At 68.5% G+C, this 26,971-nt stretch carries 27 protein-coding genes; 24 read left to right on the plus strand and 3 right to left on the minus strand.

Annotation, left to right across the window (positions count from 1 at the left end; translation table 11 throughout):
- The first annotated feature begins 161 nt into the window (after positions 1–161).
- Genes K0O62_RS11335 through K0O62_RS11355 form a run of 5 tightly spaced genes read left to right on the plus strand, consistent with a single transcriptional unit; the run spans position 162 to position 4,252 of the window.
- Entirely contained in the window at positions 162–1,532 is a 1,371-nt protein-coding gene (locus K0O62_RS11335; protein ID WP_372512830.1) for an aromatic ring-hydroxylating oxygenase subunit alpha, read from the plus strand.
- On the plus strand, positions 1,529–1,993 hold the full coding sequence (locus K0O62_RS11340; RefSeq protein WP_073856082.1) for a hypothetical protein: 465 nt from the start codon (positions 1,529–1,531) through the stop codon (positions 1,991–1,993). Before K0O62_RS11335 ends, K0O62_RS11340 begins: the two co-directional genes overlap by 4 nt.
- Entirely contained in the window at positions 1,990–3,279 is a 1,290-nt protein-coding gene (locus tag K0O62_RS11345; RefSeq protein WP_073856083.1) for a cytochrome P450, read from the plus strand. The genes K0O62_RS11340 and K0O62_RS11345 overlap by 4 nt, the downstream gene beginning before the upstream one ends.
- Positions 3,280–3,287: 8 nt before the next feature.
- On the plus strand, positions 3,288–3,473 hold the full coding sequence (locus K0O62_RS11350) for an SDR family oxidoreductase (RefSeq protein WP_308214416.1): 186 nt from the start codon (positions 3,288–3,290) through the stop codon (positions 3,471–3,473).
- On the plus strand, positions 3,470–4,252 hold the full coding sequence (locus K0O62_RS11355) for an SDR family NAD(P)-dependent oxidoreductase (RefSeq protein ID WP_079244583.1): 783 nt from the start codon (positions 3,470–3,472) through the stop codon (positions 4,250–4,252). The genes K0O62_RS11350 and K0O62_RS11355 overlap by 4 nt, the downstream gene beginning before the upstream one ends.
- A 3-nt stretch (positions 4,253–4,255) precedes the next feature.
- On the opposite strand, the gene K0O62_RS11360 is transcribed toward K0O62_RS11355, so the two are convergent.
- Entirely contained in the window at positions 4,256–5,074 is an 819-nt protein-coding gene (locus K0O62_RS11360; protein WP_073856084.1) for a DUF1206 domain-containing protein, read from the minus strand.
- A 116-nt stretch (positions 5,075–5,190) separates the two neighbouring features.
- Here K0O62_RS11360 and K0O62_RS11365 point away from each other — a divergent pair, with 116 nt between their 5' ends.
- The 11 genes from K0O62_RS11365 to K0O62_RS11415 all read left to right on the plus strand — a co-directional run bounded on the left by K0O62_RS11365 (position 5,191) and on the right by K0O62_RS11415 (position 15,367).
- Positions 5,191–5,685: a GAF domain-containing protein gene (locus K0O62_RS11365; protein WP_073856085.1), complete on the plus strand. Its 495-nt coding sequence runs from the start codon at positions 5,191–5,193 to the stop codon at positions 5,683–5,685.
- Between the two features lie 93 nt (positions 5,686–5,778).
- Positions 5,779–6,159, plus strand: coding sequence for a YraN family protein (locus K0O62_RS11370; RefSeq protein ID WP_073856086.1), 381 nt, complete (start codon positions 5,779–5,781; stop codon positions 6,157–6,159).
- The gene (locus tag K0O62_RS11375; RefSeq protein WP_073856087.1) at positions 6,159–7,670 is read left to right on the plus strand and encodes a YifB family Mg chelatase-like AAA ATPase; all 1,512 of its coding nucleotides are present in this window, start codon (positions 6,159–6,161) and stop codon (positions 7,668–7,670) included. Before K0O62_RS11370 ends, K0O62_RS11375 begins: the two co-directional genes overlap by 1 nt.
- Positions 7,667–8,797 (plus strand): DNA-processing protein DprA, encoded by a 1,131-nt coding sequence (dprA, locus tag K0O62_RS11380; RefSeq protein WP_073856088.1) that lies wholly within the window; start codon positions 7,667–7,669, stop codon positions 8,795–8,797. The genes K0O62_RS11375 and dprA overlap by 4 nt, the downstream gene beginning before the upstream one ends.
- Before the next feature lie 86 nt (positions 8,798–8,883).
- Positions 8,884–9,735 (plus strand): siderophore-interacting protein, encoded by an 852-nt coding sequence (locus K0O62_RS11385; protein ID WP_073856089.1) that lies wholly within the window; start codon positions 8,884–8,886, stop codon positions 9,733–9,735.
- A gap of 4 nt (positions 9,736–9,739) precedes the next feature.
- Positions 9,740–10,900: a lactate 2-monooxygenase gene (locus K0O62_RS11390; protein WP_073856090.1), complete on the plus strand. Its 1,161-nt coding sequence runs from the start codon at positions 9,740–9,742 to the stop codon at positions 10,898–10,900.
- A 31-nt stretch (positions 10,901–10,931) separates the two neighbouring features.
- On the plus strand, positions 10,932–11,819 hold the full coding sequence (locus K0O62_RS11395) for a tyrosine recombinase XerC (RefSeq protein ID WP_073856091.1): 888 nt from the start codon (positions 10,932–10,934) through the stop codon (positions 11,817–11,819).
- Between the two features lies 1 nt (position 11,820).
- A complete protein-coding gene (locus tag K0O62_RS11400; protein ID WP_073856092.1) occupies positions 11,821–12,720 on the plus strand; it encodes an alpha/beta fold hydrolase in 900 nt (299 codons plus the stop codon).
- A gap of 96 nt (positions 12,721–12,816) precedes the next feature.
- Positions 12,817–13,746, plus strand: a complete 930-nt coding sequence (locus K0O62_RS11405; RefSeq protein ID WP_073856093.1) for a metal ABC transporter substrate-binding protein — start codon at positions 12,817–12,819, stop codon at positions 13,744–13,746.
- A complete protein-coding gene (locus tag K0O62_RS11410) occupies positions 13,743–14,489 on the plus strand; it encodes a metal ABC transporter ATP-binding protein (RefSeq protein WP_073856094.1) in 747 nt (248 codons plus the stop codon). The genes K0O62_RS11405 and K0O62_RS11410 overlap by 4 nt, the downstream gene beginning before the upstream one ends.
- Positions 14,486–15,367, plus strand: coding sequence for a metal ABC transporter permease (locus K0O62_RS11415; protein WP_073856095.1), 882 nt, complete (start codon positions 14,486–14,488; stop codon positions 15,365–15,367). The genes K0O62_RS11410 and K0O62_RS11415 overlap by 4 nt, the downstream gene beginning before the upstream one ends.
- On the opposite strand, the gene K0O62_RS11420 is transcribed toward K0O62_RS11415, so the two are convergent.
- Positions 15,327–15,839: a M23 family metallopeptidase gene (locus K0O62_RS11420; RefSeq protein ID WP_073856096.1), complete on the minus strand. Its 513-nt coding sequence runs from the start codon at positions 15,837–15,839 to the stop codon at positions 15,327–15,329. The two genes, K0O62_RS11415 and K0O62_RS11420, sit on opposite strands and share 41 nt — an antisense overlap.
- Before the next feature lie 302 nt (positions 15,840–16,141).
- On the opposite strand from K0O62_RS11420, the gene rpsB reads away from it, so the two are divergent.
- The 3 genes from rpsB to K0O62_RS11435 all read left to right on the plus strand — a co-directional run bounded on the left by rpsB (position 16,142) and on the right by K0O62_RS11435 (position 19,283).
- A complete protein-coding gene (rpsB, locus tag K0O62_RS11425) occupies positions 16,142–16,963 on the plus strand; it encodes a 30S ribosomal protein S2 (protein ID WP_073856217.1) in 822 nt (273 codons plus the stop codon).
- A 19-nt stretch (positions 16,964–16,982) separates the two neighbouring features.
- A complete protein-coding gene (gene tsf / locus K0O62_RS11430) occupies positions 16,983–17,798 on the plus strand; it encodes a translation elongation factor Ts (RefSeq protein WP_073856097.1) in 816 nt (271 codons plus the stop codon).
- 90 nt (positions 17,799–17,888) lie between these two features.
- Positions 17,889–19,283, plus strand: coding sequence for an amidase (locus tag K0O62_RS11435; RefSeq protein ID WP_073856098.1), 1,395 nt, complete (start codon positions 17,889–17,891; stop codon positions 19,281–19,283).
- On the opposite strand, the gene K0O62_RS11440 is transcribed toward K0O62_RS11435, so the two are convergent.
- Positions 19,280–20,803 carry an alpha/beta fold hydrolase gene (locus K0O62_RS11440; RefSeq protein ID WP_079244138.1) on the minus strand — a complete coding sequence of 508 codons (1,524 nt, stop codon included), beginning with the start codon at positions 20,801–20,803 and terminating at the stop codon, positions 19,280–19,282. The two genes, K0O62_RS11435 and K0O62_RS11440, sit on opposite strands and share 4 nt — an antisense overlap.
- A 170-nt stretch (positions 20,804–20,973) precedes the next feature.
- On the opposite strand from K0O62_RS11440, the gene K0O62_RS11445 reads away from it, so the two are divergent.
- From K0O62_RS11445 to K0O62_RS11465, 5 genes are read left to right on the plus strand one after another with little or no spacing between them, the layout of a single operon-like run.
- Positions 20,974–22,137: an FtsX-like permease family protein gene (locus K0O62_RS11445; RefSeq protein WP_073856099.1), complete on the plus strand. Its 1,164-nt coding sequence runs from the start codon at positions 20,974–20,976 to the stop codon at positions 22,135–22,137.
- 28 nt (positions 22,138–22,165) lie between these two features.
- Positions 22,166–22,732 (plus strand): ABC transporter permease, encoded by a 567-nt coding sequence (locus K0O62_RS11450; RefSeq protein ID WP_073856219.1) that lies wholly within the window; start codon positions 22,166–22,168, stop codon positions 22,730–22,732.
- A gap of 2 nt (positions 22,733–22,734) precedes the next feature.
- On the plus strand, positions 22,735–23,454 hold the full coding sequence (locus K0O62_RS11455; RefSeq protein WP_073856100.1) for an ABC transporter ATP-binding protein: 720 nt from the start codon (positions 22,735–22,737) through the stop codon (positions 23,452–23,454).
- A complete protein-coding gene (locus tag K0O62_RS11460) occupies positions 23,451–24,971 on the plus strand; it encodes an APC family permease (protein ID WP_073856101.1) in 1,521 nt (506 codons plus the stop codon). Before K0O62_RS11455 ends, K0O62_RS11460 begins: the two co-directional genes overlap by 4 nt.
- Complete coding sequence (locus K0O62_RS11465) at positions 24,968–26,944, plus strand: primary-amine oxidase (protein WP_073856102.1); 1,977 nt, start codon at positions 24,968–24,970, stop codon at positions 26,942–26,944. The genes K0O62_RS11460 and K0O62_RS11465 overlap by 4 nt, the downstream gene beginning before the upstream one ends.
- The last annotated feature ends 27 nt before the right edge of the window (positions 26,945–26,971 follow it).

A 26,971-nucleotide genomic window follows, 5' to 3' on the forward strand; every position in this document is an offset into this window, starting at 1 on the left:
CGATTCACCCTTGTATCGGCGATACGCCAGTGTATCGTGAGTTCCGTCACGCCCGGGGTCGATATGTCGGCCCGGTTACACATTGGTGGCACGGGCAGCCCGCGAACCCACCCGGTTCGAGAACCCGGCCCCGCGATCGTCGACGAGGAGAACCGAAGGTGATATCAACGCCGCGGCCCGGAGAGTGGGCCGAACTGGATTCCGGGACGGGGCTGGGCCTCGAGGATGTCGCGCCGGGAACGTTCAACATGACGATCCAGACCGACCGCTACACCTGCAGGGAGTACGCGCAGCGCGAGCGGGAGGCCATCTGGATGCGGGTGTGGCAGGTCGTCGGCCGCGCCGAGGATCTGCCGAATACCGGCGACTGGAAGAAACACGACATCGGGGACCAGTCGTTCATCATCGTCCGCGGCAAGGACGGTGTGCTGCGAGGCTTCGTCAACGCGTGCCGGCATCGCGGAAATGCGCTGTGTATCACCGAAACCGGCAACGCCAAACGTGGCTTCCTGTGCCAGTACCACCTGTGGTCCTACAACCTGGAGGGCAAGCTGCGCGGCGTGCTCCGCGAGGAACTGGCCGGGCAGATCGACAAGGCCGACAACTCACTGCTCGAAGTGCCCGTCGACACCTTCGCCGGGTTCATCTTCCTCAACCCCGACCCGCAGGCCGTGCCGCTGCGTGAGTACCTGGGCGAGGAGGTCTACCGCCTGCTCGAGCCGTACAACATCGACCAGTTCACCACGGTGATGGACGTCAAGGAGGCCATCGACTGCAACTGGAAGGTGGTCATGGACGCCTTCGAGGAGGGCTACCACATCAACGGTATCCACCCTCAACTGCTGGCGGTGCTGAACATCAATCCGAAGACGGCGCGCTACCAGTTCTTCGAGAACCACAGTGTCGCCGTGGCCCCCTTCGAGGTTCAGGGTGCCGGTCCGCAGAAGCAGGTCGAAGGAATCCTGGCGCTGCCGGAGACCTTCCCCGGCACCGTGGCGGTGATCCCGCGTTTCCAGGAGTTGATCGCCCCCTATCAGGCCGAGAACGGGGACGTCGACTTCCCGGACGGTGTCACCGCGCGGGCGTTGCTGCAGGAGGCCACCCGCGATGTCTTGACCGGGATGGGCCTGGACGTGAGCGGATTGACCGACAACCAGATGAGCGACAACCAGGGCTGGGTGCTGTTTCCCAACTACTTCATGACGGTGCGCGCCGGCGAGTGCCACGTCGTGATGTCCGCACCACACCCCGACGGCGATCCCCACCACTGCATCTGGCACGTGGCCAGCTACATGTACCTGCCCGAGGAGTTCCGCGACGCCGTGCGCGCCGAACCGATCGTCGTGGAAGAGCCCGGTAGTTACAAGTATTTCGAAGCGCTGCACCAGGATTACGTCCAGATGCCGCGTCAGCAGAAGGGGCTGCGCAACGACCGCCTCGACCATATGTCGCTGGTCAAGGAGGAGGTCGTCATCGCGCACTTCCACTCTGTGATCGACCGCTACATGAACAAGGCCCAGGTGAACCTATGACCACGCTCGACGACGTCCTGACAACCGCCACCGGTAGGCGGCGAGCCGTGCTGGAGTACAGCCGGATCACCAAGAACCTGGTGGATGCCGCCAAGGCACCCGGATTCACCGCGGACAGCTGGGCACCACTGGCCGAGTTGGTCGCCGGCGACGGGTTCGTGCGCATCGGACCGTTCAAGGAGGTGATGAACTGGGAGCAGTATGCCGAGTTCCTGACCAACTGGGCGATGTCCTCGGAGTGGGACTGCACGTTCCAACGATTGACCGAGGCCGGTGACGTGGCGTTCCTGGAGTTGGAGGAACGCAGCCGGATCGGCGATTTCAGCAGTGTGGTGAACACCGTGTCGGTTTATGAGTTCAACGCCGAGAACAAGATTCGCCGTATCTCGGTGTACCTGCAGATGGAATACCCGGCAGCGACCTCGATCCCCGACTACACCGAGGGCGGAGCAGCCGAGTGACGCACGCGCGTTTCAGCGGGGACATCGACGATGTCGACTTCTTCAGCGATAAGGCGGTGCTGCGCGATCCGTACCCCTATCTGACGGCGCTGCGGGACGAGAGCCCGCTGCGCCGGGAGAAGCACCACGACGTCGTTATGGTGACCGGGTACGACGAGGGCGTGTCGATCTACAACGACACCAAGCGGTTCTCGTCGTGCATCTCGGTCACCGGTCCGTTCCCCGGATTCCCGGTCTCCTTGCAGGGCAGGGGATCCGAGGACATCACCGAGCTGATCGCCGAGCACCGCGACGATGTGCCGTTCAGTGACCAGCTGCCGACGTTCGACCCTCCGATACACACGGCGCATCGTGCGCTGCTGTCGCGGATGATCACGCCCAAGCGCCTGCAGGAGAACGAGGACTTCATGTGGCGGCTGGCCGACCGGCAGTTCGACGAGGCGCTGGCCGGTGACCGGTGCGAGTTCATCGCCGACTTCGCCTCGCCGTTCGCGATGCTCGTCATCGCCGATCTGCTCGGTGTTCCGGAGTCCGACCACGACGAGTTCCGGGACGCCCTGCTGTCCGAGGCCGGGACCATCGGCAGCAGCGATGGTGAGCAGATGCACCATTCGCCGCTGGAGTACCTCTACGGCAAGTTCAGCCGCTACATCGAGGACCGGCGGGCGCAGCCCCGGGCCGATGTCCTCAACGGGATCGCGGCCGCCACCTTCCCGGATGGCAGCGTTCCGGAGGTCATCGACGCCGTGCGGGTGGCGGCCAATCTGTTCGCCGCCGGTCAGGAGACCACGGTCCGGCTGCTCAGTGCCGCGGTCATGCTGATCGCCGAAGATGCTGAGCTGCAAGCGAAGTTGCGTGCCGACCGCGGCCTGATCCCCAACTTCATCGAGGAGGCGCTGCGCTTCGAAAGTCCGGTCCGCGGGGATTTCCGGCTGGCCAAGTGCCCGGTCACCGTCGGCGGTGTGGACTTGCCCGCGGGCACCACCGTGATGTTGCTCAACGCCGGGATCAACCGGGACCCGCGCCGGTTCCCGGACCCGGACACCTTCGACATCTCCCGCAGCAATGCCCGCAATCATGTGGCGTTCGGGCGCGGGCCGCACGCCTGCCCGGGCGCCCCGTTGGCCCGCGCCGAGGCGCGGATCAGCCTGGAGCGACTGTTCGACCGCACCACCGACATCCGCATCGACGCGGAGAAGCACGGGCCGCCCGGGGACCGGCGGTACTCGTATCTGCCGACCTTCATCCTGCGTGGGCTCACCCGCCTGCACATCGAGTTCTGCTGAGGACGCCGATGCTGGAAAAGGCGATCGAGGAAGGCCGGTTCACCGCGTCGTTGGAGCACTTCGCCAAGATCACCCCGGTGCGCCGGGCCGGCCGGCCCGAAGACATCGCCAACGCGGCGATCTTCCTGTGCCAGGACGAATCCTCCTACATCACCGGCCAGGTCATCCCGGTCAACGGTGGGCGGCGGACGTGACGACCGGGGCACACGGCATCGACGGCCTGTTCGGCCTGGACGGGAAAGTGGCGGTGGTGACGGGGGCGGCCGGAGGAATCGGCCTGGGCATCGCGCAGGTGCTCGCGCTGGCCGGTGCCACCGTGGTCTTTGCAGACCGCAATCATGCTGAGGCGCAACGCCGGGCCGATGCGCTGGCTACGGATGGGCGCCATGTCATCTGCGTGCCCGTCGATCTCGCCGAGGAGGCATCGATCGTGCAGGCGGTCGGTCAGATCGTGGAAACCGTCGGCACACCCTGGCTTCTGGTGAACAACGCGGCCGTCCAGGACCGCGAGCCGTTGCTGGAGGCCACGGCCTCGGAGTGGGACCGCATCCATGAGGTCAATGCACGCGGGGCTTTCCTGATGACTCGCGAGGTCGCCAGGGCGATGGTGGCCAATCAGCAGGGCGGCCGGATCGTGAACGTCGCGTCCAATGCACTGCGTGGCGGATTGATCACCGGGCTGGCGTCGTACGCGTCGTCGAAAGGTGCTCTCGCCGCGCTGAGCTCGGCCTCCGCCTTCGAACTGGCCGAACACGGGATCACGGTGAACACCGTGCTGCCGGCGGCGGTCATCACACCCGGGGCCAGGAATGCGGCCGGGCCGAGCAGCAAAGGCCCGGCGACCCGGGCGGTGCCCTTCGGGCTCCAGCAGCCCGAGGAGATCGGCGCCGCGGTGCTGTTCTTCGCGTCCCCGGCGGCGCGTCCGATCACCAATCAGATCCTGGCGGTGGACGGCGGCTTCTCGATCAGCTGACGCTCACAAGCGGCCGTAGCGGCTGCGCACGAAGCTGTAGGCGCCGAACGCGGCGATGCCCAGGCCGGCGAGCACCAGCAGGAACTTGCCGAACGGCGCCTCGCCGAGCGTCTTGACCGCGGCGTCCAGTCCGGACGCCTTGGCCGGGTCGGCCTGCAGGGTGGCCACCACGACGAGGATGCCCGCGCCGGCGAGCACCAGGCCCTTGGCGGTGTAACCGGCGACACCGACCACGGTGACGGCGGTGCCGCCGGAGACCCGGAGGTCCTTGAAGAACCGCTTCGAGACGCCCTTGTACACGTGGTAGCCGCCGACGCCGAGGACGGCGAGCCCGATGACGATGAGCAGCGCCTTGCCCCAGCCCGACTGCATCAGTTGGGCCGACAGTCCCGCGTTCTGCTGGCCGCTGGACTGGCCGGATCCCGTCGCAAACCGCAACGCGGAGAACGCGATCGCGATATTGGCGATCGCCAGACCGATGGACTTGGCGCGCTTCCAGGCCGGGGAGTCGTCGTTGCCGGAGCGCTCACTGGGCTTGGAGCCGAGGATGGCTTCGGCCACGTGCCACAGCCCGAGGGCGAACAACCCCAGCGCGGCGACCCACAACATGATCTGGCCGCCGGTCTGCGCGGCCAGGGCGGCCAGGGCCCCGGACTGGTCGGCGTTGCCACCGGTGCCGAAGGCGAGCCGCACGACGATGTAACCCAACAGAAGGTGGAGTACGCCGCTGGCGGCGAACCCGGCGCGGGCGGCGTACTGGAAGGCATCACTGTCGGTCGCGCGGTCGACGGCACCGTGGACGGGGCTGGCGCTCTTGCTCATCTCATCTCCTCGACACGCGGACAGATGGCTGCGGGTACCCGGTTTTTGACGCGGGTGAAACATCGGGCTGCGGGTAAAGCTTGTGCACCCCGGTTCGGGTGGTGATAATCCCGGCCATGACCCCAGCTGAGCCCTTCGCCACCGATTCCACGCCCGCCCTGTCGGCACTGACCCCGCAACTCGAGGACCTGGCCGCCCGGCTGGGCGTCAAGTCGGTGCTGGTGATGCGCTCGGACCCGGACGCGATGGTGGTGGCCGCCACCGCGGGTGAGGCGACCCGGCACTACACCGTCGGTGCGGCGGGGGAGAAGGCCGGCGACAGTGACCGGATCCCGCTCTACTGCGAACGGGTGGTCAACACCGACGCACCTCTCTACGTGCAGGATTCGCGGGTGGACGGAACCTTCGCCGGCAACGAGGACGAGACGGAATTCGGCTTGTTCAACTACCTGGGCGTGGCCGTGCACGACGAGTCGGGTCGGGCAGTGGGGACCGTCTGCGTGCTGGATGACTCCGCGCGGGAGTACTCCGAACAGGAGCGCGCCGAACTGGACCGGGTGCGCGCTGAGGTGGAGAAGATCGTCGCCGAGGACCCCGACGCCCTGGGCTGACATGGTTGTGGATGAATCCGTGACTGTGGATGACTGACTCTCCGCGGGCTCGGCGACCCGGGCCGTGTCGGGGTGCCGCGCCACGGTGGGTGCATGGAAGCCCACAAGGAAACCTGGAGCCGAGCCGAGATCGGTGCGCTCGGTGAGCAGTTGGCGGTGCAGCATCTGGAATCGCTGGGTTTGACGGTGCTGGAACGTAATTGGCGGTGCCGCTACGGCGAGCTCGATGTGATCGCTTGGGACCCGGCCGGGCGCACCGTGGTGTTCGTCGAGGTGAAGGCGCGCACCACCGACCGGTTCGGCGGTGTCGCGTATGCGGTGACTCCGGACAAGGTGCGCCGGTTGCGCCGGCTGGCCGGGCTGTGGCTGGCCGCGCACGCGGGCAGCTGGTCGGCGGTACGTCTCGATGTCATCGGGGTGCGGTTCGGTCGCACGAAGACCCCGGAGCTGAGCCATGTGCAGGCGGTCGGCTGATGGCGCTCGGGCGGGCGTACGCGGTGGCGATCCGCGGGCTGGACGGCATCACGGTGGAGATCGAGGCCGACATCACCGGGGGGCTGCCCGGGGTGCACCTGGTCGGTCTCCCCGATACCGCGCTGCAGGAATCCCGGAACCGGGTGCGCGCGGCGATCACCAACTGCGGCAACAGTTGGCCGGACACCCGGCTCACCTTGGCGCTGTCTCCGGCGACGCTGCCCAAGGTCGGTTCGATGTACGACGTCGCTCTGGCTTCGGCGGTGCTCTCGGCGCATCTGAAGAAGGCGTGGCCGCGGCTGGAGAAGACGGTGCTGCTCGGGGAACTGGCCCTCGACGGCCGGGTGCGGCCGGTCAACGGGGTGCTGCCCGCGGTGCTGGCAGCCAAACGGGACGGCTGGCCGACGGTCGTGGTGCCGTGCGGGAATCTGGCCGAGGCCAGCCTCGTCGACGGGATCGAGGTGTGGGGTGTGCAGAGCCTGGACCAGTTACAGCGCTGGTTCACCGGCCAGGCGCGGTTGGCCGCGCGTATCGAGGACGCCGGTGCCGGCGCTGCCCCGCACTGCCTGGACTTGGCCGACCTGATCGGGCAGACCGAAGCGCGGGTGGCGGTCGAGATCGCCGCCGCGGGAGCGCATCACCTGCTGTTGACCGGGCCGCCGGGCATCGGGAAGACCATGCTGGCGCAACGGTTACCCGGCCTGCTCCCGGAGCTGACCGAGGAAGAGGCCATCGAGGTCACCGCCATCCATTCCATCGCAGGCACCCTGGCCCCCGAGACCCCGCTGATCACCCGGCCGACCTTCATCGCCCCGCATCACTCCTCGACGGTGGCCGCGATGGTGGGCGGCGGTACCGGGATGGCCCGCCCGGGTGCGGTCAGCCGGGCCCATCGTGGGGTGCTGTTCCTCGACGAATGCGCCGAGATCGGTACCCATGTGCTGGAGGCGCTGCGAACCCCGTTGGAGGACGGCGAGATCCGGCTCGCCCGCCGCGACGGGGTGGCCCGGTATCCGGCCAGGTTCCAGTTGGTGATGGCGGCGAACCCGTGCCCGTGCGCGCCCACCGACCCGAAGGACTGTCTGTGCAACGCCGGGGCCAAGCGGCGCTACCAGGGCAAGCTGTCGGGCCCGCTGATGGATCGCGTCGATCTCAAGGTCGAGATGCATCCCATCCGGGCCGGTGCGTTCACCCATGAGGTAGGGGAGCCGACGGCCGCGGTGCGAGCCCGAGTTGCCGCGGCCCGCGAGGCCGCCGCTACGAGGTGGCGAGGGTTGGGGGTGCGGACGAACGCCGAGGTGCCGGGCCCCGCGCTGCGTCACGAGTTCCGGCCCGGCGAGGCCACCATGGCGTTGCTGCGCACCGCGGTCGACCGCGGAAAGCTCAACCTGCGCGGCGCCGACCGCACGCTGCGAATCGCGTGGTCGATTGCCGATCTGGCCGGGGCGAACTCGCCGACCCCGGATCATGTTGCCACCGCGCTGAGCTTCCGGCAGGGCGGTGCACGATGAGTGACGAACTGCGACGGCGGGCGTGGGCATATCTGTCCCGGGTGGCGGAATCGCCGAGCCCGGAACTTGCGGCCTTCGTGGCGAAGTACGGCCCGGTCGAGGCGGCGTGCAGGATCAAGGGTGGGCTGGCGCCGCCCGAGCTGAAGGGGCGAGTGGAAGCACGTCATGAAGTCGACACCGCCGCGGACGATCTCGACCTGCTGGACCGCCGTGGCGGGCGGCTGATCACCCCCGACGATGCGGAGTGGCCGCAGCTGGCGTTCACAGTGTTCGGCTCGGCGAAGGTACAGGAGAAGGAATCCGGGCGGGCACCGCTGGTGCTCTGGGCGATCGGTCCGGCCCGGCTGGACCGGGTCGCCGCACGCGCGGCGGCGATCGTCGGGACCCGCGCGGCCACCGCCTACGGCGAACACGTCGCCGCGGATCTGGCAGCCGGCCTGGCCGAGCGGAATGTGGCGGTGGTGTCCGGAGCCGCCTACGGCATCGATGGTGCCGCGCACCGGGCAGCCCTCGGTGTGGACGGGGTCACCGTCGCGGTGCTGGCCTGTGGCATCGATGTTCCTTATCCCGCAGGGCATTCCGCGCTGCTACACCGGATCGGCGGCAGCGGGGTGGTGGTCACCGAGTATCCGCCCGGGGTGCGGCCGGCGCGGCACCGCTTCCTGACCCGCAACCGGTTGGTGGCCGCACTGAGCGGGGCGACGGTGGTGGTGGAGGCGGGACTGCGCAGCGGCGCCGCGAACACCGCGGCCTGGGCCGAGGTGATGGGCCGGGTGGTGTGCGCGGTGCCCGGCCCGGTGACCTCGGCGGCCTCTGCCGGTTGTCACGCTCTGCTGCGCCGCGACGACGTGCACCTGATCAGCCGCCCCGAGGAGGTGGTCGAGATCGTCGGGCGCATCGGTGAGCTGGCCGAGGACCCCGAGCATCCGCAGACCCCGCTGGACGGGCTGTCCCGAGAGGAAGCGCTGGTGTACGAGGCGCTGCCCGGGCGCGGCACCCGCAGCGTCGAGGAGATCGCCGTGGCCGCCGGCATACCGGCTGAACAGGTGCTCGGCCCGTTGGCGTTACTGGAGATCGCCGGGCGGGTACAGCGACGAGAGGGTCGGTGGCGCATCGCGCGGGGATGAACGGTGCCCGCCGCGTAGCCGACCACCCGGGTACACCGGCTCGTAGAGTGGTCCGGGAGATGCTGAAACGATTGCGAAGGAAGATTGTGGCGGGACGTCCGATTCACACATTCGAGGTGATCAGCACCGAGCAGCTGGCACCGCACATGATCCGGCTGGTTCTCGGCGGGGTCGGGTTCGACACCTTCACTCCGGGTAAGTTCACCGACTCCTACGTCAAGATCGTCATCGTCGAACCGGATGTCGACGTGGTCGCGCTGCCGCACCCGCTCACCCTGGACAGCTTCAACGACCTTCCGGAGCACAAGCGGCCCACCGTGCGCACCTACACCGTGCGTTCGGTCGACGACTCACTGCGCCAGATCGCCATCGACTTCGTCGTGCACGGCGAGCTGGGCGTAGCCGGGCCGTGGGCCGCGGCGGCCAAGCCCGGCGACCCCGTCTATCTGATGGGCCCGAACGGCGCCTACGCCCCCAACCCGGACGCGGACTGGTACCTGTTCGCCGGTGACGAGGCCGGCCTGCCCGCCATCAGCGCGAGCCTGGAGGCGTTGCCGCCCAACGCGATCGGCAAGGCCTTCATCGAGGTGAGCGGCCCGGACGACGTGATCCCGCTCAAGGCGCCCGACGGCGTCGATGTGCACTGGATCTACCGCGGTGGGCGCGCGGATCTGGTCAGCGACAGCGTCGCCGGGGACAACGCACCGTTGATCGCCGCGGTCAAGGAGACACAGTGGCTGCCCGGGCAGGTGCAGGTGTTCGTGCACGGCGAAGCCCAGGCCGTGATGCACAATCTGCGGCCCTATCTGCGCAAGGAACGTGGGGTGGACGCCAAGTGGGCGTCCATCTCCGGCTATTGGCGACGCGGCCGCACCGAGGAGACGTTCCGGCAATGGAAGGCGGAACTGGCCAAGGCGGAGGCCGGCCAGCAAGACTGACCCCATGGCATTCGGCGACTATCAGCTCGAGATCTATCTGCAGGGCCTGGCCGGGGTGGTGCCATCGCTGCCGATGGCCTTCGCCGAACTGGAGGCCCGGGCCCAGGCGGCGATGTCGCCGTCGGTGTGGTCCTATGTCGCCGGCGGGGCCGGTGACGAACGGACCCAGCAGGTCAATGTCAGCGCCTTCGAGAACTGGGGGCTGATGCCGCGGATGGGGGTCGGCGCCACCGAACGCGACCTGACCGTCGATCTGTTCGGGATGACGCTGCCCTCCCCGGTATTCATGGCGCCGATCGGCGTCACCGGGATCTGCAGCCGCGACGGGCACGGCGACCTGGCCGTCGCCCGCGCCGCCGCCCGCACCGGGGTGCCGATGACCGTGTCCACCCTGACCGCCGACCCGCTCGAAGACGTGGCGGCCGAATTCGGTGATACCCCAGGGCTTTTCCAGCTCTACACGCCCAAGGATCGCGACCTGGCGGCCAGCTTCGTCGCGCGCGCGGAGGCCGCCGGCTACCAGGCGATCGTGGTCACCCTGGACACCTGGGTGCCCGGCTGGCGTCCCCGCGACCTGAGCACCTCGAACTTCCCGCAGCTGCGCGGGCACTGCCTGTCCAACTACACCAGCGACCCGGTGTTCCGGGCCGCGCTGGCCCAGCCGCCCGAACAGAACCCGCAGGGCGCGGTGCTGCAGTGGGTGTCCACCTTCGGCCAGCCGGTCACCTGGGACGACCTGGCCTGGCTGCGCACCTTGACGAAGCTGCCGCTGCTGGCCAAGGGCATCTGTCATCCCGACGATGTGCGCCGGGCCCGCGACGCCGGCGTCGACGGCATCTACTGCTCCAACCACGGCGGCCGCCAGGCCAACGGGGGCATCCCGGCCATCGACTGCCTGCCCGACGTGGTGGCCGCCGCCGACGGCATGCCGGTGCTCTTCGACTCCGGGGTGCGCAGCGGCGCCGACATCGTCAAGGCGCTGGCACTGGGCGCCACCGCGGTCGGCGTCGGGCGACCCTACGTCTACGGGCTGGCCCTGGGCGGCACCGACGGCGTGGTGCACGTGCTGCGCTCGCTGCTGGCCGAGACCGATCTGATCATGGCCATCGACGGCTACCCGGCCCTGTCGGATCTCACCCCGGACACGCTGCGGCGCGTCCACTAGACAGTCCGCTGAGTTCTGCGACGGTAGGGGAGTGCAAGCCCTTCTCGAGGAGTTCGACGAGTACCTGGCGTTGCAGCGTGACCGCTCGGCGCACACCCGGCGGGCCTACCTCGGTGACCTGCGCTCGTTGTTCGAGTTCACCGGCGGCGGGCTGGAGACGCTGACACTGCCGCGGCTGCGGTCCTGGCTGGCCGCCCAGGCCGGGGCGGGCGCGGCGCGCACCACGCTGGCCCGGCGCACCTCGGCGATCAAGACGTTCACCGCCTGGGCGCTGCACCGCGGGCTGCTCACCTCCGATCCGGCGGCCCGGCTGCAGACCCCCAAGGCGCATCGCACGCTGCCCTCGGTGCTGCGCCAGGACCAGGCCCTCGACGCGATGGACGCCCTCAATTCCGGTGCGCAGCAAGGGGACCCGATCGCGCTGCGGGACCGGCTGATCGTGGAACTGTTGTACGCCACCGGGATCCGGGTCAGCGAGCTCTGTGGTCTGGACATCGACGACGTGGACCGCTCCCGGCGGGTGTTACAGGTGCTGGGTAAGGGCAACAAGCAGCGCACCGTCCCGTACGGCGAGCCCGCCGAGGACGCGTTGACGGCCTGGCTGGACATCGGCCGGCCCGCGCTGGCCATCCCGGCGTCGGGACCGGCGCTGCTGCTGGGCGCCCGCGGCGCCCGGCTCGATCAGCGCCAAGCACGCACCGTGGTGCACCAGACCATGTCCGCCGTCGACGGCGCCCCCGACATCGGCCCGCACGGCCTGCGGCACAGTGCGGCCACCCACCTGCTGGAGGGTGGCGCGGACCTGCGCGTGGTCCAGGAGCTGCTCGGGCATTCGACGCTGGCGACCACCCAGCTCTACACCCATGTCACGGTGGCCCGGTTGCGCGCCGTGCACGACCAGGCGCACCCGCGCGCCTGACATGGTCGACGCCGGCCGCGCCACCATCGATCTCCAGACGGGGCCCGTCTCCTATCTGACCTGGGCCCCCGCCCGGCCGGTCCCCGCGTCGACGGTGCTGTTGCTGCACGGCGGCGGGGTGGACAGCGCCTCGTTGTCGTGGGGGTCGATCGGCCCGCGGCTCGCCGATGCGGGGTACCGCGTCCTCGCGCCGGATCACCCCGGCTACGGGCACAGCCCACCCGCGCCCCAGCCGGTGACCCAGGAGCGACTGGTCGGCTACGTCGGGGAACTCACCGATGCGCTCGGCCTCGGCCGCTATGCGATCGGCGGGTTGTCGCTCGGTGGCGGCATGACCATCGGGCACCTGCTGGACCGTCCGGACCGGGTGACCGGCGCGATGCTGCTGGGCTGCTACGGCATCATGCCCCGGCTGTCCGACGGCCCGCTGTCGCTGCCCCGGCAGACCCTGACCTGGGCGATGCTGCGCACCGGCCTGCTGGGCGCGATGACCCGGTCGGTCGGCACGAACCGGGCTGCGATGGTCGCGAGCCTGCGCCAGTTGATCAGGAACCCGGCCCAGCTGTCCGACGACCTGATCGACGAGGTCCTGGCCGCCGCCGCCCGTCCGGGCGGGTTCACCGCGTTCTCACAGTGGCAGCGCGATCAGGTCCGGTGGAACCGGTTGCGCACCGACTACACACCGCAACTGCCGTCGATCACGGTGCCGGTGCTGTTCGTGCACGGAGACCGGGACACCGGTGTGCCGATCGCCCGTGCCAGGGCCGCGGCGCGGGCGATGCCGGGTGCCCGGCTCACGGCCGTCCCCGGCGCCGGGCACTGGGTGCAGCGCGACGCCCCCGACGTGGTGCTCGACGCGATGGTCGCCTTCCTGGGCGGGCCCGCTCACCCGACGGCCTGACCTGACCCGCCACCTTGATGTCACCCGCGGCGCGGCTCTATAGTTTCGGGCACCCGAAACTTTGAGATCGAATTAGCGAAATATCGAGGAGGAGTCGTGCGCCGACACGGCCGCAGGCTGGCGGCACGAGCGACGGCCCTGGCAGGCTTGGTCGCGCTGGTGGCCGGTTGCGCACCCGGAGGAACCGAGGCGGCCGCGGATCGTCCGGTGGTGCTCACCACATTCACGGTGCTGGCCGATATCGCCGCCCATGTGGCCGGCGACCATCTCACGGTCGAGTCGATCACCAAGCCCGGGGCCGAGATTCACGGCTACGAGCCGACTCCCGGGGATATCAGGAAAGCCGTCGGTGCCGACCTGATCCTCGACAACGGACTGAACCTCGAGGCCTGGTTCGGTCGATTCGTGGCGGGTGTCGACGTCCCCCACGTGGTGGTGAGCGACGGTGTCCAGGTCATCGACATCGCCGAGGACGCTTACACCGGACAGTCCAATCCGCACGCCTGGATGTCACCGCTGAACGTGCAGATCTACGTCGACAACATGGCCGCGGCCTTTGCGGAACTCGACCCGGAACACGCCGCGGATTACCGCGCCAACGCCGAGAACTACCGCACGCAACTCCAGCAGGTGCACGACGACCTCGTCGAGCGGCTCGACGTACTGCCGGTCAACCAGCGTGCACTGGTCACCTGCGAAGGAGCGTTCTCCTATCTGGCCCGCGACGCCGGGCTGACCGAGAAGTACATCTGGGCGGTCAATGCCGAACAGCAGGCGACCCCACAACAAATCGCCTCGACGATCGACTTCGTGAACACGTTTGAGGTCCCGGCGGTGTTCTGCGAGTCGACCGTCTCCGATGCGCCCATGCAGCGGGTGGTCGAAGCCACCGGTGCCGATTTCGGTGGGGTGCTGTACGTGGACTCGCTGTCCGGGCCCGATGGTCCCGTACCCACGTATCTGGACCTGATCCGTCACGACGTGAAGACCATTGCCGCGGCACTCACCGCAGACCGGGTCTCGTGACAACCCCTGCGCTGGAAACCGATTCGGTCACCGTTCGTTACGGGACGGTGACGGCCCTGAAGGACGTCACGTTGGCTGTCCAACCCGGCCGGGTCTGCGGTCTGATCGGGCTGAACGGCTCGGGTAAATCCACGCTGTTCAAGACGATCATGGGATTGGTCCGACCCGAGACCGGCACGGTGCGCATCCATGGCTGCGGCCCGGCGCAGGCACGCAAGGCTGGCCTGGTGGGGTACATGCCGCAGAGCGAGGACATCGACTGGTCTTTCCCGCTCTCGGTGCGCGACGTCGTGCTGACCGGGCGGTACGGGTTCATGGGCCCGTCGCGCCGGGCCCGGCCCGCCGATCATTCCGCGGTGGACGAGGCGTTGCAGCGGGTGGACCTCACCGAGTACCGACACCGTCAGATCGGGCAATTGTCCGGGGGCCAACGTAAGCGGGCGTTCCTCGCCCGCTGCATCGCCCAGGGCGGCGCGTTACTGCTCCTCGATGAACCGTTCGCGGGCGTCGACAAACGCAGCGAAGCCACCATCAGCGCCCTGCTCCGCGAACTCGCCCAGAACGGAACGACGATCGTGGTGTCCACCCATGACCTGCATGCGTTGCCCGGGCTCGCCGATGAAGCAATCCTGCTGATGCGCACGGTACTTGCGCATGACCTGCCCAGCGTGGTGCTGCAGCCCGAACACCTGGCCCGCGCCTTCGGTCTCGACGTCCTCGACGAGGATCGGGGCGACCGGTGACCATCCTCGACTTCCTCATCGACCCGCTGCGGCTGGAGTTCATGGTCCGCGCCACCGCCACCACGCTGATCGCCTCGGTCGTTTGTGCGACCTTGTCGTGCTGGCTGGTGCTGATCGGCTGGTCGCTGATGGGCGATGCGGTCTCACATGCCGTACTGCCCGGCGTCGTCCTCGCCTACATCGTCGGGGCGCCGTTCGCGTTGGGCGCCATCGTGTTCGGCTTCATCGCGGTGGCCCTCATCGGCCTGGTCCGCGACACCAGCCGGACCAAGGAGGACGCGGCCATCGGCGTGGTGTTCACCACCCTGTTCGCCCTCGGCCTGGTCCTCGTCTCGGTCACCCCCAGCCAGGTCGACCTCAACCACATCATCTTCGGCAACCTGCTCGGGGTGTCACGCGCAGACCTGGTGCAGGTCGCGGTCCTCGGTGCCATCGTGCTCGTCGTGCTGCTCTACAAGCGCCGCGACCTCACCCTCTATGCGTTCGACCCGAGCTACGCACACGCCATCGGTCTGCGTCCCCGCCTGCTCGGCGCCACACTGCTCGGTCTGCTCGCCCTGACCGCAGTGGTGGCGCTGCAGGCTGTCGGGGTGGTGCTCGTCGTCGCTCTGCTCATCACCCCCGGCGCGACCGCTTACCTGCTCACCGACCGATTCGGCCGCATGCTGATCATCGCGCCGGCCCTGGCCGCGTGCTGTGCCCTGATCGGCCTCTACGCCAGCTACTACCTGGACACCACCTCCGGTCCGATGGTCGTGCTGGCGAACGGGGTGGCCTTCGCGTTGGCCTACCTGGGCAGTCCGCGGCACGGACTGCTCACGGCCCGGCGCCGCAGGCTCAACCCGGAAGGCCATGACCACTCCCACCCAGCGGTTTGAGCACCATCGGTATCTCGGCCAGCAGGCCCAGCGGATCCACATAGTCCGCCCGCGCGGCCGGGCCCCACATCGCGCCCCAGTGCAGGCACGCCTCGACCGGGCAGCCGGCATGCCCGGCCAGCAGCGCTCCGAGCGCGGATCCGGCGCGCACCGCCTGCCCGGGCCGCACCGCCGCGCGCACCGGTTCATAGCTGGTGCGCAGCCCGCTCGGATGCTGCACCGAGACCAGCGGCCGACCGGCCAGCTCGCCGGCGAACACCACCGTGCCGGCCGCACCCGCGTATACCGGCTGACCTGCGACGCCGGCGAGATCCACGCCGCGATGCCCGCGCGTCCAGTCCGGCCGGGGTGCGTCGAACGCCCGGGTCACCGCGGGATCGGGCTGCAGCGGCCAGTGCAGCCGTCCGGCCTCGGCCACCGCCGGGGCGGCAACGGCCAGCATCGCCGCCGCGAGCGCCGCGATAAGCTTCATCAGCCCAGTTCAGCGCATCCCCGCCGACGTGGGTACCCACCGCGGCCCGCGCTGTGGACAAACCGGGGACTGTGTACCTCTCGGGTGGCAAAAGCACAGGTTCCGACGGTGTAAACTTTTCCCCGCAGCTCACATCCGTGGGCTGACTTCGCGCGTCTGCAGGCAATCGCGTTTTACGGGTTGCCACCAGCATGCCGGGCGGTCCTGACCGGTTCACCGGGCAGGTCCGGCAGCAGCAGGCGCCAGGGTTCGACACCACCCCGGTGCCGAACGACAACCGACAACAAGAGGACAAGGCACCCATGCCTGTTGTAACAATGCGGCAGCTGCTCGACAGCGGCGCTCATTTCGGACACCAGACCCGACGCTGGAACCCCAAGATGAAGCGGTTCATCTTCACCGACCGCAACGGCATCTACATCATCGACCTGCAGCAGACGCTGACCTACATCGACTCGGCCTACGAGTTCGTCAAGGAAACCGTCGCGCACGGCGGCAGCATCATGTTCGTCGGCACCAAGAAGCAGGCGCAGGAATCGATCGCCGAAGAGGCGACCCGCGTCGGCATGCCGTACGTGAACCAGCGCTGGCTCGGCGGCATGCTCACCAACTTCCAGACCGTGCACAAGCGCCTTCAGCGGATGAAGGAGCTGGAGGCCATGGAGCAGACCGGTGGCTTCGAGGGTCGCACCAAGAAGGAAATCCTCATGCTCACGCGTGAGAAGAACAAGCTGGAGCGGTCGCTCGGCGGTATCCGGGACATGGCCAAGGTTCCTTCGGCCGTCTGGGTCGTCGACACCAACAAGGAGCACCTCGCGGTTGCCGAGGCTCGCAAGCTGAACATCCCGGTCATCGCGATCCTGGACACCAACTGCGATCCCGACGTCGTCGACTACCCGATCCCGGGCAACGACGACGCGATCCGTTCGGCTGCACTGCTGACCAAGGTGATCGCCTCCGCGGTTGCCGAGGGCCTGCAGGCACGTTCGGGTGGCAAGGCCGAGGCCGGCCAGGATGCCCCGGCCGAGCCGCTCGCCGAGTGGGAGCAGGAGCTGCTGGCCGGTGCGACCACCAGCCCCGCCGAAGGCGCTGCTGCCGCCGAAACCCCCACCGACGCTTCTTAATCTCCAGGAGAGAGCTGTTATGGCGAACTACACCGCAGCCGACGTCAAGCGACTTCGGGAGCTGACCGGCGCAGGAATGATGGACTGCAAGAACGCGCTGGCCGAGAGCGACGGCGATTACGACAAGGCCGTCGAGGTGCTGCGCATCAAGGGTGCCAAGGACGTCGGCAAGCGCGCTGAGCGTGCGACCGCCGAGGGCCTGGTGGCAGCCAAGGACGGCGCACTCATCGAGCTGAACTCGGAGACCGACTTCGTCGCGAAGAACGCCGAGTTCCAGGCGCTGGCCGAGAAGGTCGTCACCGCCGCCGCGGCCGCCAAGGCCGCCGACGTGGACGCCCTCAAGGCCGTCGAGGTCGACGGCACCACGGTCGAGCAGCTGATCGCCGACCTGTCGGCCAAGATCGGCGAGAAGCTCGAGCTGCGCCGGGTGGCGTACTTCGACGGCCAGGTCGAGACCTACCTGCACAAGCGCGCGGCCGACCTGCCGCCCGCCGTGGGTGTGCTCGTCGAGTTCACCGGCGATTCGCAGGACGCCGCGCACGCGGTCGCCCTGCAGATCGCCGCGCTGAAGGCCAAGTACCTCACCCGTGAGGACGTGCCCGAGGACATCGTCGCCAACGAGCGTCGTATCGCCGAGGAGACCGCCAAGGAGGAGGGCAAGCCCGAGCAGGCTCTGCCCAAGATCGTGGAAGGTCGCGTGACCGGCTTCTACAAGGACGTCGTGCTGCTGGACCAGCCGTCGGTGTCCGACAACAAGAAGTCCGTCAAGGCGCTGCTCGACGAGGCCGGCGTGACCGTGTCGCGGTTCGTCCGCTTCGAGGTCGGCCAGGCCTGATCCAGCCCAGAAGAACCCCGCGTCACCTCGGTGGCGCGGGGTTCTCTGCATTTGCGGCCACCGTCTGGTACGTGCTGGTACCGTCGGGTCATGGTTCGCATCCACGCAGTCGGCGATGACGCTCTCGGCGATCTGGACGCGGTGGGGCTGGTCGCCGCCCTGCGCGACGGCTCGGTGTCCCGGGAAGAACTGATCGACGCCGCCATCGCCCGCGCCGAGGCCGTCAACCCGGCGCTCAACGGGCTGGCCTACCGGGCGTTCGATTCCGCGCGCGCGGCCGCCCCGCACGGCGGCTTCCTGTCCGGGGTGCCGACCTTCGTCAAGGACAACGCCGATGTGGCGGGCATGCCGACCATGGAGGGCACCGACGCCTGGACGCCGCGACCGGCCGCCACGGACGGCGACTGGGCCCGCACCTACCTGGGTACCGGACTGGTGCCACTGGGCAAGACGCAGCTGTCGGAATTCGGTTTCAGCGCCTCGGCCGAGCATCCCCGCCTCGGCGCCGTCCGCAACCCGTGGAACACCGACTACACCGCCGGGGCGTCCTCGTCGGGGTCCGGGGCCTTCGTCGCCGCCGGGGTGGTGCCCATCGCGCACGCCAACGACGGCGGCGGGTCGATCCGGATCCCGGCGGCCTGCAACGGGCTGGTGGGCCTCAAACCCTCCCGCGGACGGCTGCCGCTGGACAAGCAGATGCGCCAGATGCCGATCCGCATCGTCGCCAACGGCGTGCTGACCCGCTCGGTGCGCGACACCGCGGCCTTCTACCGGGAGGCCGAACTGCTCTGGCGCAATCCGAAGCTCCCGCCGATCGGCGATGTGACCGCCCCCGGACGGCAACGGCTGAACATTGCCGTGTGCACGGAATCGATTGTGCGCCAAGCTGGCCCGGAGGTCCGTGAGATCGCCGAGAAGACCGCGGCACTGTTGGAAGGGCTCGGGCACCGGGTGACCCAGATCGGCAACCCGGCGCCGGTCAGCTTCAAGGAGGACTTCCTGCTCTACTGGGCGCTGCTGTCCTACGCGCTGGTGCGCGGCGGCAAGCGGACGTTCGGACCGAGTTTCGACCGCACCCGACTCGACAATCTCACCCTCGGGCTGGAGGATCACGCGGCCCGCAATCTGCGCAAGCTGCCGCTGACGATGGCCCGCCTGGCCCGGACCCGGCGGGCCACCGCCCGGGTCACCGGACGATACGACGTGGTGCTCACCCCGACGCTGGCCGATGTGACGCCGCGGATCGGGCATCTGGACCCCACCGCCGACTACCACCAGATCATCGACCGGCTCGTGGACTGGGTGGCGTTCACGCCGCTGCAGAACGTCACCGGCGAGCCGGCGATCTCGCTGCCGCTCGGGCGGTCCGAGTCCGGGCTGCCGGTCGGGATGATGTTCGGCGCCCCGCTGGGCCAGGACCGGCGGCTGCTGGAACTGGCCTACGAGATCGAGGAAGCCGCCCCGTTCCGATCCATCCAGGACTAGTCGAACGCGGGCACCTGCACTGCCGCAGCGCATCCCGCATCGTAATCGGTTGGCGCATCGAGGAAGTCGATGGTGATCTGCTGCGCGCACGGCGATTGGCTCAGCACGTCGTGGCCCGATCCCGGGATGCGAACCACCCGCCCGTTGGGCAGCCCCTCGGCAGCGAGTTCGGCCTGACTCGGAGGCGTGACCGCGTCCAGGGTGCCGGTCAGCAACAGGGTGGGGATGTCGCTGCGAACCGGGGCGAGGACGGCGGGATCGGCGCGGCCGACATTCCAGACGCCGCATTCCTCGATGATCCGGGGTATCTGCGGCACCAGCGACAGGACCTCGGCGGGTAGGCCGGGAAGCGCGGGCTGCGCCAGCGCCAGGACGGTCGGCGTATCGGTCGAAGCCGCGCCTTCACGGCAGAACACCCCGTAGGTCAGGCCGGCGCCGACCAGGCTCGCACCGGTGGCGACGGGGGCGAGCATACCGTCGAGCAGGGTGGGCACATCGTTGGTGGCGAACGCGTGAATGGCCTTGGGCAGACCGGGAATCGCGCTGGTGTTCAGCGTCGCGGAGATCACCATGTTGGCCAACTGGTAGCCGTCGACGATGACGCGCCTGGGCGGGATGTCCCCGGCGCCGGGCACGTTGACGACCATCGGCTCGGCGGCCAGCCGCCGCACGGTGGCGCTGAACTGGCCGGCGAGATCGGGATAGGCGCGATCGCAGGACGGTTGGGCCGCGCACGCGTCGAACAGCGCTGCCAGCCCCTCCGCCGCGCTGGGCCACATCTGCTCGACCAGATTGACCTGCGGGGGCACCAGAGAATCGAGCACCACGCTGCGGATCCCGTCGGGGCGGTCCCGCACCAACTGCAACGCGATATCGCTGCCGTAGGACACGCCGTAGACGTTCCACTCCGCGATGCCGAGCGCGGTGCGTAGATCGGCGATGTCGGCGACGTTCTCGGGGGTGTTGAACGCCGACAGGTCGATGCCGTCGCCGGTCAGCCGGTCGTGGCAGGCCCGCAGGGCGTTCAGACCTCGTTCGCCGGTGGCCGGATCCTGGGTCGACATGCTCAGCGCGGCGGCGTTGAACTCGTCCAACTCCGGGCAGAACAGCGCGGGTTCGGCGTGCAGGGTGCCGCGCTGGTCGACGAGGATGAGATCGCGGTCCCGGTTGAGGCCCATGCCGACCAGGCTGTTGCCGAGCGCCAGTCCGGAGCCGCCGGGCCCGCCGGTGAGGTAGACCAGCGGATCGGGTCTGGGCTGCGGTGATTGCGCGGCGGCGCGGGCCACCGCGACCTTGATGGTGCGTCCGTCGGGGATGCTGCGGTTCTCCGGGACGGTCAGGAAGCCGCAGGAGAATTCGGGCCCGAGGTCGGCCGCGGGGACACCGGGCACGTTGGGTTGGGGGCACGGCGCCGCCTCGAATATCGCGGAGGTCGGGGTGGATTCGGAGCCGGACGGTCCCGCGCATCCGCCGGTGAGCACGGCGAGGAGCATGACGAGCACAGCGCCGTGGTTTCGCACACGACGACTCTAGGCCGGATCGGACCGCATCCGACGCCGATTCGTCGCAGCCGGACAACGAAATCCGTTGCGCCTGCGGATACGCGCCCGTAATCGTGACCCGATGCCGTTAACGAGACGGACACCGCAGGGCTCGGTCGACGAAACACGACGCGCTCACCATCTGATCCGTGGAGCCCTTCGCACCCACAATCGTTCGGTCACCGGAGATCGCCACCGCATCGGGAAACACCTTCGGGTGTCTGGTCCGATTCGCGGTCGCGAACATCCGGCGGCGCCCGGAACGCTTTGTGCTCGCTGTCCTCGGCATCGCCCTGGCGATCGCCTGCGTCACCGTCGTGCGCACCATCTCGGCGAGTTTCGCCATGACCGGTGCCGATTCGGTCGCCGATGTGCTTGGTGCAGAGCAGCTTTGGGTGGTTCCGGCCGGCGGGGTGCACTACGACGTGAGCGCCCAGGCGCTGATCGCCGACGGAGCCGCGCCGGCCCTCGTCACCGTGCCCGGCTGGGCCGCGACCCGCACGCTGTCGGGCACCACCACCGTCGACGGCGCCACCGTGTCCCTGCGTGGGTCCGATTCGGTTGCCGGCGGGCAGGCATGGGTGGGTGCGGGCCTGGCAGACAGGCTCGGCGTCGCACCCGGAGCCACCGTGCCGATCGCCGGGAAGCCCGTGATCGTCGAGGTTGTCGGGACCGGCCAATCCATCACCGTGTCAACAGAGCTGGCCCGCAGCGTCGTCGGGGAGAACGGTTGGTGGACGGTCGCCGCACCGGCAGGGGAGGAACACCGCCGCGATCTGGCCAAGGTGTTCGGCGCCGCCACCGGGCTGCCGTCGACGGCCGATCCGTCGGTGCGTCCCGAACCCGGCGGGCCCGGCCTGATCTACGACGCCGTGGGGGGTTCGGGGCCGTTGACCTTCGAGCAGAAGTTCTCCGCCCTGTTCTCCGGCAAGGTCACCAGTTCCACCCTCGGGGTCATCTCCACGATCGGCCTGGTCCTGGGCTTCGTCATCGCGGTGTCCTCCTTCCTGGCTGCAGTGTCCGAGCGCAAGCGCGAGTTCGGCATCATGTCCAGCATCGGGCTCGCAGACGAGGTGCTGTACTTCTTCCTGGTCGAATCCGGCATCGTCTTCCTGACCGCCTACCTGGTCGGCGTCGTGGGCGCCGGAGTCGCTGTCGCCCTGGTCATCCCGCAGATCACGACGCTGGCCGCATGGGCCCAGGCCGCGGGCATGGTGGCGGCCTTCATCCCGGCCATGGCCATTGTCGGCGCGCTGGTTCCCGTGCACCGGCTGCTGCAGCAGCGGCCCGTCGATCTCCTGGGGGATCGCTGATGAGCGCTTGCGCGAAGAGGAGACGGCGCTGATGAGACACGGGCTGAGCTACGGCTGGCTGTCGGCGCGGCGACGGCTGCGCGAGATGATCCTGCCCGCGGTCACCACCGCGACCGGCGCGTTCCTGGTCGTCATCGTGTTCGGGATGTCGGCAGGTATCAGTGCTCAAGCGGCCTCGCTCGGCAACGCCGATGAGATCGCCGCGGCGGTGGTGCTGATCGCGGTCACCGTGTTGCTCGTCGGCGTCGTGGAGGTCGCGGTGGCGACCACCCGCACCGTGGCCAACCGCACCCGCGAACTCGGTGTGCTCGGGGCCAACGGGATCCGGCGGCTGCCGGTCGTGACGGCGCTGCTGGTCGAGCCGGTGCTGGCGGCGGTGGCGGGGGCCGCCGGCGGTGCGGCCCTGGCCGCGATCACCGGAATCGTGCTGGCGCTCAGCGGGTTCGCACCCGGTGGCGTCGAGGCCACCGGTCTGGCCCTGGGGGCGGGGATTGCGGTGGCCCTCAGCGTCGTCGCGGCCCTGGCCACCAGCGTCGTCCCCACCTGGAATGCCGCGTCGCGGCCACCGATCCGATCACTGAGCAGCGGAGGGTAGACATGACCGCCATCGATGAGACCGCCGTGCAGGTGGTCGCCGATACCGAGCCCACCCCGGTGGTCGACGTCACCGATGTCTGGAAACTCCACAAGCTCGGCGATGAGGTGGTCAAGGCCCTCATCGCCGTTGAACTCAAAGTCATGCCAGGTGAATTCGTCTGCCTGATGGGACCGAGCGGCAGCGGAAAATCCACCCTGCTGAACATCATCGGTGGCCTGGACCGGCCCACCAAGGGCACGGTGTCGATCACCGGCCGCGACACCGCGACGCTGACCGAGAGCCAGTTCGCCGCGCTGCGGCACGACACCGTCGGGTTCATCTTCCAGAGCTATAACCTGATCCCGTTCCTCTCCGCGGTCGAAAACGTGGAACTGCCACTGATGTTCCAGCCGTATGACCGCAAGGCCCTGCGCAAGCGTGCCGTCGAGTTGCTGGAGATCGTCGGGCTCGGGCACCGCATACATCACCAGCCGACCAAGATGTCCGGCGGCGAACAGCAGCGGACCGCCATCGCGCGGTCGCTGATCAGCAATCCCACCCTCGTGTTGGCCGACGAACCGACGGCCAACCTGGACCACCGTACGGGGGAGACGGTGGTCCGCATGCTGCGCGACCTGTGCTCGACGCTGGGCGTCACGGTCGTCGCCAGCACCCATGACCCCACGGTGGCCGACGAAGCGAGCCGTGTCGTACGGATGAAGGACGGACAGATCGTATGACAGCAGAACTCGACGCGGCGCCGACCGGCCCCGCCGACCGGGACAAGCTCATGACCACCGAGCTTGTCCCCGAACAGATCCTGCCCAAGGTGATGACCACGTTCGGCCTGACCGCCGCCTACGTGTTCATCATCTGCTGGATCACCGGGTCCTCGGTGATGGCCGGTGGCGGCTGGACCGCGATCCCGATGTGGGTGCTCGGCATCCTGACCTTCCTGGTGCCGGCCGGCATGGCCGTCGTCGAACTCGGCAACCTGTGGCCGGGCCAAGGCGGCGTGTACATCTGGGCCACCCGCACCATGGGGGAGACCTGGGGCTTCATCGGCGGGTACCTGTCCTGGGTGCCGGTGATCCTCAACGCCGCGTCCTCGCCGGCGATCGTGCTGCAACTGCTGCTGCTGGCCTTCCACGCCGAAATCGGGCTCACCGCAAGCATCATCCTGCAGCTGGTCATCCTGTGGACCGTGATCGGGCTGGCGCTGGCCAAACTCGCTGCCAACCAGAAGATCATGAACATCGTGTTCGTCGTCTACGGCGTGCTCACTCTCACCATCTTCGTCTCCGGGCTGCTGTTCGCGGTCAACAACGGTTCGGCGACACCGTTCAGCTGGGCCGAGGCCACCATCCCGAACTTCGCGGTGGCCGGATTCCTGTACGGCACCGTGCTGCTGTACCTGCTCGGGGTGGAGACGCCATACAACATGGGTGCGGAGTTCCTGTCGGTGCGCAAGAGCGGGCCGAAGATGATCCTGTGGGGTTCGGCCGCGCTGGTGGCGATCTATCTGCTGACCACCCTCGGCACCATGATGGCGCTGCCGGGCGATCAGATCGACCCGGTGACCGGGGTGATCAGCATGCTCGACGTCGCGGGCTTCCCGGGCCTGATGGAGATCGGCGCCGTGGTGCTGGCCTTCATCGTGATCGTGGCCCTGATGACCTATCAGGTGGCCTACTCGCGGCTGATCTTCGTCTCCGGCCTGGAGCGGCATCTGCCGCGCATCTTCACCCACCTGAATCCACGCACCCGTAACCCGGTGAGCGCCATCCTGATCCAGGGAGTCATCTCCTCGCTGATCCTGGTCGGGCTCTACTCGCAGAGCAGCATGGCCAATGTCACCGTGTACCTGCAGGGCGGCTTGAGTACGGTGTGGCTGCTGTCCGGGTTCTTCTTCCTCGTTCCGGTCATCGTGGCGCGCAAGCGGTATGCGGACCGCTACGCCAACGAGGAGTTCTGGCGGATTCCCGGCGGCATGGCCGGAGTGTGGATCACCGTCATCGTCGGTTCGCTGGCCACCGTTGCCGGCATCTACTACTCGTTCGTCACACCGTGGATCGATGTCCCGCAGGCGACCTGGATGACCTGGGTGGGCTGCATCAGCCTCGGCATGTTCGCGCTCGGCCTCACTGTGTACGTCTTCGGCCGCCGGTCGGCGCGCAAGGTGTCCCAGGACGACGCGCTGGCCCATCTGGCCGTATTCGACCTCACCAAAACAGAAGCGGAGGAACCAACCACATGACGATGGACAGCACCGTGCTGGGCACCGAACTCACCGAGGGTGCCACCCGGTACCCGCTCGACCCGCTGACGGGGGCCGAGATCGAGGCGGCCGCCGCCGTCATCACCGGGTCGGACTACGCCACCCCGACGCTGAAGTTCGTGATGATCCAGCTGGCCGAGCCGGCAAAGACCGCTGACCTGACGTTCAAGGGGTGCCAGGATGTTCCGCGGCAGGCGTTCGTGACGATGTACGACGCGGCGGCCAAGCTGATCTACGAGGCCATCGTCGACATCGAGGCCCGGGTCATCGACTCCTGGACGCCGATTCCGGGACGGTTCCCGTCCTACCTCGTCGAGCACATGACCGGCGTGGAGGAGAAGGTGCGTGAGGACCCGCGCTGGCAGGAGGCGGTGCGCAAGCGGGGCGTCACCGACTTCAGCCTGGCCATGATCGATCCCTGGCCCGCCGGGTATTACGGCGCCCAGGACGACCATGACAACTCGCCGCTGATCTGCCGCCCGCTGACCTTCATCCGGGCCGCAGCATCGGAGAACGGGTACGCCCGCCCGGTCGAGGGACTGATCGTCACCTTCGATCTGGACACGATGACCGTGCTCGACATCGAGGATCACGGCGTGGTGGCACTACCGGGCAAGGGCGGCAACTACACCGAGCAGTTCATGTTCAGCCCCGACAACCGTCCGGCATTCAGCGGATTCCGCGAGGATGTGAAGACCATCGAGATCACCCAGCCCGACGGGCCCAGCTTCACCGTCGACGGCTGGAACGTCAAGTGGCAGAAGTGGTCCCTGCGGGTCGGCTTCAACCCGCGGGAGGGCTTGGTGCTGCACGAGATCACCTACGACGACCGCGGCACCGTGCGGCCCATCATGTACCGGGCCGCGTTGTCGGAGATGGTGGTGCCCTATGGGGATTCCTCGCCGACGCATTGGAACAAGAACGTCTTCGACATGGGCGAGGTGGGCATGGGCTTCTCGGCCAACCCGCTCACCCTGGGCTGCGACTGTCTGGGCGAGATCTTCTACTTCGACGGCACCGTCAACGACTCCGACGGCAACGCCGTCACCATCCCCAACGCCATCTGCATGCACGAGGAGGACTACGGGATCTCCTGGAAGCACACCGATTTCCGCACCGGCGAGGTCGAGGTGCGGCGCTCCCGGCGACTGGTGATCTCGATGATCTGCACCGTCGGCAACTACGAGTACGGCTTCTTCTGGTACCTGTACAACGACGCCTCCATCGAGATGGAGGTCAAGCTGACCGGCGTGCTGACCACCGGTGCGGTGCCCGAGGGGGAGACGCCGCGCTGGGGCAAGATGGTGGCCCCGGGGATGTACGGCCCGAATCATCAGCACTTCTTCAACTTCCGGATGGACATGAGCGTCGATGGTCCGGGAAACAGTGTCTACGAGGTCGATTCGATCCCGGAGCCGGATCCGGCGCTCAACCCGCACCACAATGCGTGGATCACCCGGGACACCTTGGTGGGCTCGGAGGCCGAGGGCGCCCGCGATTGGGACCACGCCACCGGGCGCTACTGGAAGGTGGTCAACCCGTCCAAGCTCAACGAGTTCGGCGCACCGGTGGGCTACAAACTGATGCCCAAGGACATCGTGCCGGTGATGGTGCAGGAGGGCTCGGTGATCTATGACCGGGCGCGGTTCGTGCAGCACAACCTCTGGGTGACGAAGTACGACCCCAAAGAGCTCTACGCCGCCGGGGACTACATGTACCAGTGTGCCGAGGCGCAGGGCCTGCCCCAGTTCGTGGCCGACGACGCGCCGCTGGAGGACACCGATGTGGTGCTCTGGTACACCGTCGGCGCGCACCACGTCGTCTGCCCCGAAGACTGGCCGGTGATGCCGTGCCACTACACCGGATTCAAACTCAAGCCGGTGGGGTTCTTCGACGGCAATCCGGCGCTGGACCTGCCGCCGTCACCCCCGAAGGCCTGTCACGCCAAGTAGGCGTTCGCCGAGGGCGGCCATAGCCGG

It is taken from the genome of Mycolicibacterium diernhoferi (genome assembly GCF_019456655.1).
Lineage (GTDB): Bacteria > Actinomycetota > Actinomycetes > Mycobacteriales > Mycobacteriaceae > Mycobacterium > Mycobacterium diernhoferi.

Bases quoted from the DNA above. Each gene is read 5' to 3' on its own strand.
- K0O62_RS11340 (WP_073856082.1), top strand. From the start codon at position 1,529: ATGACCACGCTCGACGACGTCCTGACAACCGCCACCGGTAGGCGGCGA.
- K0O62_RS11350 (WP_308214416.1), top strand. From the start codon at position 3,288: ATGCTGGAAAAGGCGATCGAGGAAGGCCGGTTCACCGCGTCGTTGGAG.
- K0O62_RS11360 (WP_073856084.1), bottom strand. From the start codon at position 5,074: ATGAGCAAGAGCGCCAGCCCCGTCCACGGTGCCGTCGACCGCGCGACC.
- K0O62_RS11365 (WP_073856085.1), top strand. From the start codon at position 5,191: ATGACCCCAGCTGAGCCCTTCGCCACCGATTCCACGCCCGCCCTGTCG.
- K0O62_RS11370 (WP_073856086.1), top strand. From the start codon at position 5,779: ATGGAAGCCCACAAGGAAACCTGGAGCCGAGCCGAGATCGGTGCGCTC.
- K0O62_RS11375 (WP_073856087.1), top strand. From the start codon at position 6,159: ATGGCGCTCGGGCGGGCGTACGCGGTGGCGATCCGCGGGCTGGACGGC.
- dprA (WP_073856088.1), top strand. From the start codon at position 7,667: ATGAGTGACGAACTGCGACGGCGGGCGTGGGCATATCTGTCCCGGGTG.
- K0O62_RS11390 (WP_073856090.1), top strand. From the start codon at position 9,740: ATGGCATTCGGCGACTATCAGCTCGAGATCTATCTGCAGGGCCTGGCC.
- K0O62_RS11400 (WP_073856092.1), top strand. From the start codon at position 11,821: ATGGTCGACGCCGGCCGCGCCACCATCGATCTCCAGACGGGGCCCGTC.
- K0O62_RS11420 (WP_073856096.1), bottom strand. From the start codon at position 15,839: ATGAAGCTTATCGCGGCGCTCGCGGCGGCGATGCTGGCCGTTGCCGCC.
- rpsB (WP_073856217.1), top strand. From the start codon at position 16,142: ATGCCTGTTGTAACAATGCGGCAGCTGCTCGACAGCGGCGCTCATTTC.
- tsf (WP_073856097.1), top strand. From the start codon at position 16,983: ATGGCGAACTACACCGCAGCCGACGTCAAGCGACTTCGGGAGCTGACC.
- K0O62_RS11435 (WP_073856098.1), top strand. From the start codon at position 17,889: ATGGTTCGCATCCACGCAGTCGGCGATGACGCTCTCGGCGATCTGGAC.
- K0O62_RS11455 (WP_073856100.1), top strand. From the start codon at position 22,735: ATGACCGCCATCGATGAGACCGCCGTGCAGGTGGTCGCCGATACCGAG.
- K0O62_RS11460 (WP_073856101.1), top strand. From the start codon at position 23,451: ATGACAGCAGAACTCGACGCGGCGCCGACCGGCCCCGCCGACCGGGAC.
- K0O62_RS11465 (WP_073856102.1), top strand. From the start codon at position 24,968: ATGACGATGGACAGCACCGTGCTGGGCACCGAACTCACCGAGGGTGCC.